The following is a 13,234-nucleotide window of genomic DNA, read 5'->3' as shown; positions in this document are numbered from 1 at the left end:
CCCCTCAGACGCGTTCGATGATCGTAGCGGTGCCCATGCCCGCGCCGATGCAGAGCGTGACGAGGGCGGTGTTGAGGTCGCGGCGCTCCAGTTCGTCGAGCACCGTGCCGAGGATCATCGCGCCGGTGGCGCCGAGCGGATGGCCGAGCGCGATGGCGCCGCCATTGACGTTCATGATGTCGTGCGAGATGTCGAAAGCCTGGAGGTAGCGCAGCACCACGGCGGCAAAGGCCTCGTTCAGCTCGAACAGGTCGATATCGCCGATCGTCATGCCGGCACGCTTCAGCAGTTTTTCCGTCACGTCCACAGGGCCGGTCAGCATCAGCGCCGGGTCGGAGCCGATGTTCGCGAAGGCCTTGATGCGGGCGCGGGGCTTAGCGCCGAGGCTCTCGCCGCCAGCCTTGGAGCCAAGCAGAACGAGGCCGGCGCCATCCACGATACCCGACGAATTGCCGGCATGGTGCACGTAGTTGATCTTCTCGATTTCCGGATGCGCCTGGATGCCGACGGACTCGAAGCCGCCCATCTCGCCGGGCATCTGGAAGGAGGGGTTGAGGCCGGCGAGGTTCTGCATCGTCGTCGTCGGACGCATATGCTCGTCCTTGGCGAGGATGACGATGCCGTTCTGGTCCTTCACCGGAACGACGGACCGGTCGAAATAGCCCTTCTCCCAGGAAACACCGGCACGGCGCTGGCTCTCGACGGCATAGGCATCCACGTCATCGCGCGAGAAGCCGTACTTTGTCGCGATCAGATCGGCCGACACGCCCTGCGGCATGAAGTAGCCGGGGAAGCTGACGGAGGGGTCCATGTACCAGGCGCCGCCCGACATGCCCATGCCGACGCGCGACATGCTCTCGACGCCGCCGGCGATGACGATGTCGTCTGCGCCCTGCGCGATTTTGCCGGCCGCAAGATTGATGGCATCGAGCGCCGATGCGCAGAAGCGGGAGATCTGGATCCCCGGTGCGCGGTTGGAATAGCCCGCCTCGAAGGCCGCGGCCTTCGGGATCACGGCGCCGGCTTCGAACACCGGATCGACGCAACCCATGATGATGTCGTCGACGGTATTCGTGTCGAGGTCGTTGCGGTCGCGCAGCGCTTCGAGCATGCGTGCGGCAAGGCGGGGCGTCGGCACCTCATGGAGGGCGCCGTCCTTCTTGCCGCGACCGCGTGGCGTGCGCACATGGTCGTAAATGAATACGTCAGTCATGATCCCGTTCTCCCAATCGGCTCAAAGCCGTCGATCTATCCGTGGAGGCGATAAAATTATGCAGCAAGCTTAAAGTGTTAGAGCGACCTTAGCGCGTCATGAATGACGCGCGGCGCTCTAAGGTACAATCTCGAGTTTCAGAATGCGGCGGCGTCGAGTGCCATCAGCGTATCCGATCCCGCCTCGATGCGCGAGCGGCGCAGGGCCGTCTCGGGCAGGATGCGGTCCATGTAGAAGGTCGCCGTCAACAGCTTGTTCTTCAGGAAGTCCTCGCGGTCGCCGGCGCCCGAGGCAAGCAGCCCCTGTGCGGTCTTGGCCATCTTCGCCCACATGTAGCCGAGCACGACGAGGCCGCTAAGGTGCATGTAGTCGGTCGAGCCGGCACCGGCATTGTCGGGCTTCGCCATGGCGTTCGACATGAACCACATGGAGGCCGATTGCAGGTCGTTGAGGCTTTTCTTGAGCGCGTTGGTATAGGCGGTCATCTGCTCGTCGCCGCGGTTCTCGTCGCAGAAGTCGCCGATCTCCTTGAACAGAGCCATCACGGCGCGACCGCCGTTGAGGCCGAGCTTGCGGCCGACGAGGTCGAGCGCCTGGATGCCGTTCGCACCCTCATAGATCATGGCGATGCGCGCATCGCGCACATACTGGCTCATGCCGTGCTCTTCGATATAGCCGTGCCCGCCGAAGACCTGCTGGGCCATGACGGCGTGGTCGAAGCCGCGGTCGGTCAGCACGCCCTTGAGGATCGGCGTCACGAGGCCAAGCAGGTCGTCCGCCGTCTGACGTTCGGCCTCGTCCTCAGAGCGATGCGCCACATCCGACTTCAGCGCGGTCCACAGCGTGAAGGCGCGGCTGGACTCGTTGAAGGCGCGGATGGTCATCAGCACGCGGCGGATGTCGGGGTGGACGATCAGCGGATCGGCCTTCTTGTCCGGCGCCTTGATGCCCGACAGCGAGCGGCCCTGAAGGCGCTCGCGGGCATAGGCAACCGCGTTCTGATAGGCGATTTCCGAAACGGAGAGACCCTGAAGACCGACGCCGAGGCGGGCCTCGTTCATCATGATGAACATGGCGTTCAGGCCGCGATTGGCCGTGCCGATCAGGTAGCCCGTCGCATCGTCGTAGTTCATGACGCAGGTCGAGTTGCCGTGGATGCCCATCTTGTGCTCGATGGCACCACAGGTCGCGCCGTTGCGCGTACCCGGCGTGCCGTCGGCTTCCACGATGAACTTCGGCACGATGAAGAGCGAGATACCCTTCGTCCCCTCGGGCGCGCCTTCGATGCGGGCGAGAACGAGATGGATGATATTGTCGGCCATGTCGTGTTCGCCGGCGGAGATGAAGATCTTCTGGCCGGAGATCTTGTAGCTGCCGTCCGGCTGCGGCACGGCCTTGGAGCGCAGGAGCCCGAGATCGGTGCCACAGTGCGGCTCCGTCAGGTTCATCGTTCCCGTCCATTCGCCGGCGATCATCTTCGGCAGGTAGGTGGCGCGCTGCTCGTCCGTGCCATGCTCGATGATGGCAGCGATCGCGCCCTGCGTCAGGCCGGGATACATGGTCAGCGACATGTTGGCGGACGACATGTATTCGCCGATCGCCGTGTGCAGCGTGTAGGGCAGGCCTTGGCCGCCGAATTCTTCCGGTGCGGCAAGGCCGAGCCAGCCGCTTTCGCGGTAGAGCTCATAGGCTTCCTTGAAACCCTTGGGCGTCGTGACCGAGCCGTCCGGGTGGCGCACGCAGCCTTCCTGGTCGCCGGAGAGGTTCAGCGGGAAAAGCACTTCCTCGGCAAGCTTTGCAGCTTCGCCGACGATGGCGTCCAGCATGTCGGGCGTCACGTCCGAGAAACCGGGAATATTGTTGTAGCGCTCGATGCCGAGCACGTCGTTAAGAATGAAAAGCGTATCCTCGACCGGAGCCTTGTAGATGGGCATCGACTGTCTTCCTCCCTGCGGCCTAACCTCATAAGGCCATTCATGAGGGCACTCTATTAAAAACTGACGTGCGCGTAAACGTCAAAATTCAGGTTCGCGGTATTTTGCCCGAACAATCTGGCGTGAACGGCACCCTAAGGCGTGGCGTCGTCCGGGATTTTCGAAGGCCGAATCCGAAATCCTCCCACAGGTTAACGGCTTGTTTACCACGTTCCGGGAAAGTGGCGCGAGAGGTCAATGCTGCTTGTTCCGTTCCGAGTCGTCCGCAGCCTTGTCCACCGGCTCAAGGGGCCTGATCCTTCAGTCGTGTTCGGGGAATGCCAGGCGAAGAGGCGAAAGCAAACATGAACGGATCGCGATCAACTCCTCCCCGGATGGGCATGCCGGCCGACGAGCGTCTTGACGGTCGGCACGGCGAGCGCTCCTCGCTGGAAGCACTCAACCGCACGATCGAAGGCCTGGAAGCCCGGATCGAAGGCCTGATCGCGCCCGCCAAGCGCGAGGCCCGTCCGCCGGAAGCGGCAAGAGTGGAGCCACGTCCCGCCATTGCCGAACGCCCGGTTTCCCGTGCCGATGCCATTTCCGAAATCCTGCAGCGCCAGCGCGCGCTGAGCGCCACCCGTCTGGAAAAGGCGACCGAGCGCCATCAGATCCAGACGCGCGCGCCCTCCACGCCAGCCACGGCACCGGCCCCCGCCGTCTCCCGTTCGCCCGACCGCTACGTCATGCCTGCCTATGACGATCGCCAGCCTCCGCGCCGTTTGCTGGACGATGATCGTTCCGCACGGATCGCGGCCGAGCCGGTGCGCGCCGTATCCCGTCCCGTTCCGCAGGCTGCACCCGCCGCCATGTCGGATGTCGCCGTTCGCGACATCGCCACGGCTCTGGTCGGCCTTCGCCAGGACCTGAAGCGCGATATCGAGCAGGGGCTTTCCCGCGAAATGTCGTCGCTGCGCAGCGAGATGCACGGCATCGCCGCCGCCGCCACGCAGGGCGATGCGCTCGCACACGATATCCGTCAGGACCTGCAGCGTCTCTCGCTCTCGCTGGCCGATCTCGGCCGCCAGCCGACGACCTCCGACAGCGATGCCCTGCGCGCCGATCTCGACGAGATGCGCGCCATGATCGACGGTCTCGCACGCGAGGAAAGCGTGCGCCGTATGGAGAGCCGCTGGACCGGCGTCGAGGACCGGCTGAACGTGTTCGATGCCGCCCGCGACGACGAACTCGTTGCGCTGGCCTATCGCCTCGACGAGATCAAGTCGCAGCTCGGCACCATGAACAATGGCCCGGCGCTCTATGCGCTGGAGGACAAGCTCGTGGCCGTGGCACAGGCCATCGACCTGATCGGCCGCCATATGCAGCCGGACGACCGCCGTTTCCAGGAGCAGTTCGCCGATCTCGATGCGCGTCTGGACGAGATCAGCCGCGCCATCGTTGCGAGCGGCCGCACGGCGTCCACGTCCGACAGCCCGGGCGTCACCCGCGTCGAAAGCCGGCTCGTCGACCTGTCGCGCCAGATCGACGATCTCGCCTTTCCCGCCGACAATGGTCTCGCTTCCCGCATCGAAGCGCTGTCCGCGCGCGTGGAAGATCTGGTCAACGCCGAAGCCGCCGCCCGCCTCGAAGAGCGCCTCGATCATCTCTCTGCCATGATGGAACGTGCCGAGCGCGCGTCCCCGCAGCCCGATCTCAGCGGTCACCTCGCCGAAATCTCCGCCAAGATCGATGCACTCGATACCGGTGATGTGAGCGACACGCTGGCCCGCCGTTTCGACGATCTCGCCCGCCGTATCGATGGCCTCGACAGCCCCGCACCGCTGGTCGACGATCGCTTCCTGCGCCTCGAAGACCAGCTGTCGGGCATCGCCCAGCGTCTCGATGAGACCCATGCCGCACCTTATGACGATGGCCAGGTGCTGCGCAGCCTGCAGGACCAGATCGCCAATCTCTCCTTCCTCATCAGCGAGCCGCGCGAGGTCGCAGCCGCCGTGCCCGCTGAAGTCGAGGGCCGCATGAACGCCCTGGAGGATTATCTCGCCTCCAGCGACGAATACATCATCGAAGCCGCCCGCCAGGCCGCCGAAGCCGTGATGGAAGCCTATACGCGCAACGGCATGACGCAGTCGGCATCCCCGGCCATTGCCGATATCGCCGCCATCTCGGCGCTCGCCGACGACCTGAAGACGCTGGAAGATCTCAGCCGCTCGAGCGACGAGCGCACCGCCCGCACCTTCGAGGCGCTGCACGAAACGCTCGTGCACATCGCCGACAAGCTGGAGCGCATCGAGGAGCGGGCTTCCGCGCCCATGCTCCGTGATGACATGCTCCGCGACGAGCCCGCCCCCGCCTTCGGCCGCCGCGATACGGCGGCACCGATGCCGCGTGCCGAAACGCCTGCCTTTCTGGAGCGCGAAGAGGTCGGTAGCAGCTATGACGACGTGACGCGCAACATGCGCGCCACCGTCGCGATGCCTGGGGAACGCGACCACCGGGTCGCCGAGAACATCGGCATCGATGCGCCGCATGCCGCCGACGCCGAACGCCGCGAGCCCGCAACATCGGCGCCGGTCGATGCCGCCGCCGCCCGCACCGGCCTTCTCTCCGGCCTCACCAGCCGCTTTTCGGCCAAGCGCGGCAAGCAGGCAGCACCCGTGGAGCGCCAGTTCGTCGAGCCGACGCCGTCGATCGATGCGTTGGAAACCATCAATCCGGACGCCGCCAACCAGCTGCTGGAGCCGGGCTCCGGCACGCCCGATGTCAAGCGGATCCTCGAGCGCGTCCGCGCCGGACAGGCGGCATATCCGGCTGTTTCGGGAGACGGCGACAAGTCCGATTTCATCGCGGCAGCCCGCCGTGCAGCCCAGCAAGCAGCGCAGGAAGTGGACACCGGCAACCGTATAGCGGCCCGTCCGGGTGCCGCCCCGAGTGCCCTTGCCCGTCATCGCCGCCCGATCCTCATGGCCGTCGGCGCGGTCCTCCTCGCCATCCTCTCCTATCCGCTCGTCAGCACGCTGATGAAGCACGAGCAGGCGGCGGCACCCGTCACGACCATCGAAACGCCGGCCGCGATGGAAACGGCCCCCGCAGACGCCGCATCGGAAATCCCCTCGGACGCGGCGCCGGCCTTGGCTGCGCCCACCAGCGAACCCGCGCCACAGGCGTCGGACGAAGGCGTTGCACCGTTGAGCTCGCTGCAGCCGCAAGGCGAGGCGACCGGTAGCGAAAGTGCCGCGGTCTCGCAGCCAGAGGCGACAGCACCGGCAGCGGAGAATGCACTGGCCGAAACACCCGTTGCGCAGGCATCCGTGGCAGAGGCACCGGCGTCCGTAGCTCCCGTCGAGGTGCCGGCTGAAATCGTGCCGGCAGCGCTTGCCGATGCGGCCCGTGCCGGCGATCCCAAGGCCTACTTCGAAATCGGCGCGGTCTATACCGAAGGCCGCGGCGTCAAGGCCGACTTCGCAAAGGCTGCCGAATGGTACCAGCGCGCGGCGGATGCCGGCGTGGTTCCCGCGCAGTATCGCCTCGGCAGCCTCTATGAAAAGGGCACCGGCGTTCCGCGCGATCCCGCCCGGGCCCGTGCGCTCTACCAGCAGGCGGCCGAGAGCGGCAATGCCAATGCCATGCACAACCTCGCGGTCATGCTGGCCAGCGGCAGCGGCGCCAATCCGGACTTCACGCTCGCCAGCATGTGGTTTGCGAAGGCTGCAGACCTCGGCCTGCGCGACAGCCAGTTCAACCTCGCCATTCTCTATGCCCGCGGTAACGGCGTCGCGAAGGACCTCTCGGAATCCTACAAGTGGTTCTCGGTCGCGGCAGCCGATGGCGATACGGATGCGGCCCAGAAGCGCGATCAGGTGGAAAAGGAACTGTCTCCGGACCAGCTGACGGCCGCCAAGGCCAAGGTCGCCGCCTGGAAGCCGGCAACGCTCGATCCGAAAGGCAACGACACGACGGTTCCGGACACCTGGGTCGGCAAGGGCACCAAGACGTCCTCGGTCGACATGAAGAAGGCCGTCCGCAACATTCAGGCCATCCTCAACAATAACGGCTTCGATGCAGGTACGCCGGATGGCGCGCTCGGCGCCAAGACCGTCAACGCCATCAAGGCCTTCCAGACCTCGATCGGCCAGGAGCCGAACGGCCGCATCACCGACGCCCTCGTCAAGGAACTGCTGAAGCGCAACGGCTGATCTCAGCGTGACGCAATCGGACGCGCGTTCCGCTGCGTCCGGGGCCAAAGTTCTAAAAAGCCGGACGTCGTTTAGACATTATGCAGCAGCCCGGTGCATACTGAGGCAAATGGCGCGGTCTCCTGCGGTTCGCGCTGCCTTCGTTTGAGAGCGTCCGTCAGATGCGCCGCTCTGTTCGACGTTTGAGGTCCGGCCGTGACGATCTACCTGCCCATTGCGGAACTGTCGGTGAACGTGCTGATCATCCTCGGCATGGGGGCGGCCGTCGGCTTTCTCTCCGGCATGTTCGGCGTCGGTGGCGGGTTCCTCATCACGCCGCTGCTGATCTTCTACAACATCCCGCCGGTCGTCGCCGTCGCCACGGGCGCCAACCAGGTCGTCGCTTCCTCCATCTCCGGCGCCATCACCCATTTCCGCCGCGGCACCATCGATATCAAGCTCGGCACCGTTCTGCTGCTTGGGGGCTTGGCGGGCGCGACGCTCGGCATCTGGATCTTTGCCGCCCTGCGCCGCATCGGCCAGCTCGATCTGGTGATTTCGCTTGCCTATGTGCTGCTGCTCGGCTCCGTCGGCTCGCTGATGCTGGCCGAAAGCATCAGCGCGTTGCGACGTGCCAAGCGCAACGAGACCATGCCGTTGCGCCGTCCCGGCCACCACGGCTGGATCCACCGCCTGCCCCTCAAGGTGCGGTTCAAGAAGTCGAAGATCTATCTCAGCATCATCCCGGTCGCAGGACTCGGCTTCTGCATCGGCATCCTTACCTCCGTCATGGGGGTCGGGGGCGGCTTCATCATGGTGCCCGCCATGATCTATCTCCTGCGTATCCCCACCAATGTCGTCGTGGGAACATCGCTGTTCCAGATCATCTTCGTCTCCGCCTACACTGTCATCGTCCAGGCGACGGCCAACTACACCGTTGATATCGTCCTTGCCTTCGTGCTGATGATCGCCGGCGTCATCGGGGCCCAATATGGCGTGCGCGTCGGCCAGAAGCTGCGCGGCGAGCAATTGCGGGCGCTGCTGGCTCTGCTGGTGCTGGCCGTCGGCATCCGGCTCGCGGTCGAACTCGTGCTGCCGCCGGCCGACATCTATTCGGTCATCTCGTCGGGGTCCGGCTTCTGATGCCCCGTCTTGTACCCAGCCTTCTCGCAAGCCTCCTCGTGGTTCTCGCTCTCGCGGCTTCCGCCGCCGCCCAGAGCCGCGTGGACGAGTTCACCGAAAAGCTCGACATCGGTATCTCCACCGACGAAATCGCCATCACCTCCGACTTCCGCGGCGCCGACCTCACGATTTTCGGCGCGATCGACGGCTTTGCGCCCGACCTTCTGGCGCAGGGCAAATACAACATCGTCGTGTCGCTGGAAGGCCCGAAGGAAAGTGCCACCGTGCGCAAGAAGCGCCGCGTGTTCGGCATCTGGGTCAACACCCAGTCGATGACGTTCGAACTCGTGCCGGAATCCTATTCCCTGTCGAGCACGCGCGACATCGATGCCATCGCCCCTGCCAACGAGATGAACAATATGGGCATCGGCGTCGCGCACATGACGCTCAGCCCGATCGGCTATATCGGCGACGGCAGCAGCGTCACCGAGTTTCGCAGCGCCTTCCGGCGCCTGCGTGAAACGAGCGGCGTCTACCAGCGCGATCCCGGTGGGGTGCAGTTCATCTCCGCCAGCCTCTTCAAGGCCTCCGTGCGCCTGCCGGCCGACGTGCCCAACGGCGTCCATGTCGTGCGCGCCTATCTCTTCCGCGATGGCGTGTTCGTGGCCGCCAAGGCCCTGCCGCTCCGGGTCATCAAGACCGGCCTCGAAGCCGCCATCACCGAGGCCGCCCACAAGCACCCCTTCTTCTACGGCCTCTTCGCCGTCCTCCTCGCCGTCATCACCGGCTGGGCCGCCAGCGTCGCCTTCCGACGCGACTAGGGAGAAAGGCGTCGCCTTCCGACGCGACGGAAGGAAAAGTCCCGTCACCTTCCAGAACGCCACGGTTCCACAGACCGCGATTCTGCCCTATGTCGTGCAGAAACATATGAGGACCAACCGTCATGAAGCCGATCTTCGTCCAGCTCCAATGCGCCCCCGGCAAGACCTACGAGGTCGCCGACGCGATCTACCGCAAGGAAATCGTCTCGGAAATGTATTCCACCTCCGGCGACTACGACCTGATCATCAAGGTCTACATCGAAGAAGGCCAGGACATCGGCAAGTTCATCAACGACCACCTCGCCACCGTCCCCGGCATCACCCGTTCGCTGACCACGCTGACGTTCAACGCGTTTTAGATTGCTACCTCCGAGCGGCCCCTCATCTGCCTGCCGGCATCTTCTCCCCGTTTTGACGGGGAGAAGAGATTTGTGGCGGCCCTCGATCTGACTCTTATTGGTAAGCCCAAAGGGCGCCAAGTGTCCCTTCGCCCCGCTCGCGGGGAGAAGGTGGCGGCAGCCGGATGAGGGGCGGCCACACCCGCTACACCCGCCGACCACACACCCCACTCACCCCCGCAAATTCGCAAACCGCACCGAATAGATCCGATCCCGACCGAGCATATGGGCGGTCAGTCTCGACTGGTCGAACAGGCGGCATATGTTGGGGTGGGCGAGGTCCATGCCGCCGGTGGTGACGCCGAAGGCGGGCATGACGAGGCGTGTGCCGTCGGTGGCGAAACAGGCGCGGCGCACGGATTTCTCGCGGCGGCGGACGATGGCGGCGGGGTGAAGGTGGCCGGCGATTTCGCCTGGGATCGCCTCTAGGCTCGGCTCGTGCCGGAATGTGAGGCCGTTAAGCCGCAATTCGTCGAGGGATGTGCCCGGCAGGGTCGCGGCACCGTCCGGGTCGTGGTTGCCGTTGATCCAGATCCATTCGCGCCCGCGCGCCATGTCGACGATCATCTGACGAAACATCTCCGGCATCAAAGCGGAGCCGACGCGATCATGGAAATTGTCGCCAAGGCTGATGACGGTCTTCGGGTTGTGGCGGGCGATGATAGCCTGCAGGATCTTCAGCGTCGAAAGCGTGTCGTAAGGCGGCAGCATCATGCCGCGCCGGGCGAAGGCCGAGCCTTTTTCGAGGTGCAGATCGGAGACGACGAGCACGTCGTGATCCGGCAGGTGAAGGCCGCCAAGCGGATCGCAGACGGCGGCGACGCCGTTGATGGCGATGCGCTCGGAGAGGGCAGGGTAGGCATCGGCCGCGGTGCGGCTGGCATGGTAGAGGCGGTGCATCAGCGCGTCATTCCCACCGGTCGATCCACCGGCTTGTCAGAGTCTTTCGAAAGAGCCGGCATGTCGGCGTGTTCGCCCATCGCTTCGAAGATCAGCTCGTCGGCGGCTTCCGCCAGCAGCGCGTCCGGCGCCTGGCCCGGCACGGATTCCCGGCCGATTTCCAGCATGATCGGGACGGCGAGCGGCGAAACCTTTTCGAGCGGCCGGTGGACGATGTGGCTCTTGATTCGCACCAGCATATCGCCAAGCCGGCCGATATCCAAAAGCCCTGTTGCCGCATCGTTGCGCGTTGCCTCCAGCAGGATATGGTCCGGCTCGTGGCTGCGCAGCACGTCGTAGATCAGGTCGCTGGAAACCGTGACCTGCCGGCCGGTCTTCTCTTTGCCGGGATGGCGCGGTTCGATAAGTCCAGCGATGATGGCGCAGTTGCGGAAGGTGCGTTTCAGGAGATAGCTCTCGTCCAGCCACGCCTCAAGATCGTCGCCCAGCATGTCCTCGTCGAAAAGCTCGGCTAGCGACGGGTGGCCGGCTTCGAACGCCTGCGTCATGTCCTCCATGCACCAGATGGCCAGCGAATAATCCGTGGCGACGAAGCCCATCGGGTTCAGCCCCGCTCGGTCGAGCCGGCGCGTCAGCAGCATGCCGAGCGTCTGATGGGCAAGCCGCCCCTCGAAGGCATAGGCGACCATGAAGTGGCGGTTGCCATAGGGGAACGTCTCGATCAGCAGCTCGTCCTCGCGCGGCAGCATGGACAGGTCACGCTGGATCGCCAGCCAGTCGCGCACCTGCTCCGGCAGGTTGGCATGTGCTTCCGGGTCGGCGAGCATCCGGCGAACCTGGGCTGCAAGATAGGTCGAGAGCGGGAACTTGCCGCCGGCATAGGAAGGGATCTTCGGGTCGAGCTTGTACCCCTGCGTCACCAGACACTCGTTCTCATGGATGCCCTCGAAGCGGATGACCTTGCCGCCGAACAGAAACGTATCGCCCGGCGACAGCATCTCCAGGAAGAACTCCTCCACCTTGCCGAGTGACAGGCCGCCGCGCCCCATGCGCGCCTTGCTGGCCATCTTGCCGACGAGCCGCACGTTCAGCGTCGGCGATTCGATGATGGTGCCGATGTTCAGCCGGTACTGCTGCGCGACCTTGCCGTTCGACACGCGCCACAGTCCGTCCTCTGTCTTGCGGATGCGGGCATAGCGCTCGTAGGTGCGCAGCGCATATCCACCTGTCGCCACGAAATCGACGATGCGCTCGAAGGTTTCCCATGTCAGCTCGGCATAGGGCGAGGCGCTGGTAATCTCATCGTAAAGTTCCAGCGGATCGAACGGGGCGGCGCAGGCCATACCGAGCACATGCTGGGCAAGCACGTCGAGCGCACCCCGGCCGACCGGCGGCGTGTCCTGCGCCCCGAGATAATTGGCATCGAGCGCCGCCTGGCACTCCATCACTTCGAAACGGTTCGCCGGCACGAGGATCGCCTGGCTCGGCTCATCCATGCGGTGGTTGGAGCGGCCGATGCGCTGGGCGAGGCGGCTCGCCCCCTTCGGTGCGCCGACATGGATGACGAGATCCACATCGCCCCAGTCGATGCCGAGATCGAGCGTCGATGTGGCGACCACGGCACGCAGGCGGTTTTCCGCCATGGCCGCCTCCACCTTGCGCCGCTGGCCGACATCGAGAGAGCCGTGATGCAGGGCAATCGGCAGGTTGTCGTCGTTGATGGTCCAGAGCGCCTGGAACAGCCGCTCAGCCTGATTGCGCGTGTTGACGAAAAGGAGGGCGGTGCGGTGCCGCTTGATCGCCTCGTAGACCTCCGGCATGGCATAGCTCGCCGTATGCCCGGACCAGGGCACGCGAACCTCGCTCGCGAGAATGGAAATGTCGGGCTTTGCTCCGCCCGAAACCGTGATGAGGCCAGCAGCCTGCTCCTGATCCGGCGCTTGCGGCACCAGCCAGCGCTGAAGGTCCATGGGGTCGGTGACCGTCGCGGAAAGACCAATCGTCTTCAGTCCGGGCGCAAGCCGCCTCAGCCGCGCAAGCCCGAGCGCCAGCAGATGGCCGCGCTTGGACGTAACCAGCGAGTGCAGCTCGTCGAAGATGACATATTCCAGATTCTTGAAGAAGCGCTCGGCCTCGCCGTTGGCGATCAGCAGCGCCACTTGCTCCGGCGTCGTCAGGAGAATATCCGGCGGATCGAGCTTCTGGCGCTGGCGCTTGGATTGCGGGGTATCACCGGTGCGGTTCTCCACCCGGATCGGCAGCCCCATCTCGCCGACGGGCATCATCAGGTTGCGCTCGATATCGACGGCCAGCGCCTTCAGCGGCGAGATGTAGAGCGTGTGGATGCCGTGAAACCCCGTGCCGGGCGGTATCCGGCCGCGCTCGGTGAGCGACACCAGCGAGGGCAGAAAGCCTGCAAGCGTCTTACCGGCCCCGGTCGGCGCGATCAGCAACATGCTCTCATCCCCGCGGATCCGCGCGAGCAGATCGAGCTGATGTGCACGCGGCTGCCAGCCCTTGCGCGAGAACCAGCGCAGGAACGGTTCGGGCAGGGCGAAGGCCGGCGATGCGGGCTGAACGGACGGGATCTGTTTCACGGGTACGAATGTAGAACGCAGCCCCTGTTGTTTCCAGACGCCAGGGCACGCAAGCCTTGCCAAATCGACGCGCGGCT

The 13,234-nt window shown here is 65.0% G+C and carries 8 protein-coding genes; 4 read left to right on the top strand and 4 right to left on the bottom strand.

Annotated features, from left to right (window positions below):
• Positions 1-4 precede the first annotated feature (4 nt).
• Together G8E10_RS01455 and G8E10_RS01450 are read right to left on the bottom strand one after the other, a co-directional pair.
• Positions 5-1,213: an acetyl-CoA C-acetyltransferase gene (locus G8E10_RS01455; protein WP_167126193.1), complete on the bottom strand. Its 1,209-nt coding sequence runs from the start codon at positions 1,211-1,213 to the stop codon at positions 5-7.
• Positions 1,214-1,350: 137 nt separating this feature from the next.
• On the bottom strand, positions 1,351-3,147 hold the full coding sequence (locus tag G8E10_RS01450) for an acyl-CoA dehydrogenase C-terminal domain-containing protein (protein ID WP_167126190.1): 1,797 nt from the start codon (positions 3,145-3,147) through the stop codon (positions 1,351-1,353).
• Positions 3,148-3,527: 380 nt separating this feature from the next.
• On the opposite strand from G8E10_RS01450, the gene G8E10_RS01445 reads away from it, so the two are divergent.
• The 4 genes from G8E10_RS01445 to G8E10_RS01430 all read left to right on the top strand — a co-directional run bounded on the left by G8E10_RS01445 (position 3,528) and on the right by G8E10_RS01430 (position 9,621).
• On the top strand, positions 3,528-7,340 hold the full coding sequence (locus G8E10_RS01445) for a peptidoglycan-binding protein (RefSeq protein WP_425530808.1): 3,813 nt from the start codon (positions 3,528-3,530) through the stop codon (positions 7,338-7,340).
• 195 nt (positions 7,341-7,535) lie between these two features.
• Positions 7,536-8,462: a sulfite exporter TauE/SafE family protein gene (locus G8E10_RS01440; protein ID WP_092931993.1), complete on the top strand. Its 927-nt coding sequence runs from the start codon at positions 7,536-7,538 to the stop codon at positions 8,460-8,462.
• Complete coding sequence (locus tag G8E10_RS01435) at positions 8,462-9,262, top strand: TIGR02186 family protein (protein WP_110727094.1); 801 nt, start codon at positions 8,462-8,464, stop codon at positions 9,260-9,262. The genes G8E10_RS01440 and G8E10_RS01435 overlap by 1 nt, the downstream gene beginning before the upstream one ends.
• A gap of 122 nt (positions 9,263-9,384) precedes the next feature.
• On the top strand, positions 9,385-9,621 hold the full coding sequence (locus G8E10_RS01430) for an Lrp/AsnC ligand binding domain-containing protein (protein ID WP_110800183.1): 237 nt from the start codon (positions 9,385-9,387) through the stop codon (positions 9,619-9,621).
• A 210-nt stretch (positions 9,622-9,831) separates the two neighbouring features.
• On the opposite strand, the gene pdeM is transcribed toward G8E10_RS01430, so the two are convergent.
• Together pdeM and G8E10_RS01420 are read right to left on the bottom strand one after the other, a co-directional pair.
• On the bottom strand, positions 9,832-10,560 hold the full coding sequence (gene pdeM, locus G8E10_RS01425; protein ID WP_167126184.1) for a ligase-associated DNA damage response endonuclease PdeM: 729 nt from the start codon (positions 10,558-10,560) through the stop codon (positions 9,832-9,834).
• A complete protein-coding gene (locus G8E10_RS01420) occupies positions 10,560-13,157 on the bottom strand; it encodes a ligase-associated DNA damage response DEXH box helicase (RefSeq protein WP_167126180.1) in 2,598 nt (865 codons plus the stop codon). Before G8E10_RS01420 ends, pdeM begins: the two co-directional genes overlap by 1 nt.
• Positions 13,158-13,234: the final 77 nt, after the last annotated feature.

Origin of the sequence: Ferranicluibacter rubi (assembly GCF_011603255.1) — a bacterium.
In the GTDB taxonomy this organism is placed as follows: domain Bacteria; phylum Pseudomonadota; class Alphaproteobacteria; order Rhizobiales; family Rhizobiaceae; genus Ferranicluibacter; species Ferranicluibacter rubi.
This window is presented reverse-complemented; position numbering and strand designations above follow the sequence as displayed.

Bases quoted from the DNA above. Each gene is read 5' to 3' on its own strand.
- G8E10_RS01455 (WP_167126193.1), bottom strand. From the start codon at position 1,213: ATGACTGACGTATTCATTTACGACCATGTGCGCACGCCACGCGGTCGC.
- G8E10_RS01450 (WP_167126190.1), bottom strand. From the start codon at position 3,147: ATGCCCATCTACAAGGCTCCGGTCGAGGATACGCTTTTCATTCTTAAC.
- G8E10_RS01445 (WP_425530808.1), top strand. From the start codon at position 3,528: ATGCCGGCCGACGAGCGTCTTGACGGTCGGCACGGCGAGCGCTCCTCG.
- G8E10_RS01435 (WP_110727094.1), top strand. From the start codon at position 8,462: ATGCCCCGTCTTGTACCCAGCCTTCTCGCAAGCCTCCTCGTGGTTCTC.
- G8E10_RS01430 (WP_110800183.1), top strand. From the start codon at position 9,385: ATGAAGCCGATCTTCGTCCAGCTCCAATGCGCCCCCGGCAAGACCTAC.
- pdeM (WP_167126184.1), bottom strand. From the start codon at position 10,560: ATGCACCGCCTCTACCATGCCAGCCGCACCGCGGCCGATGCCTACCCT.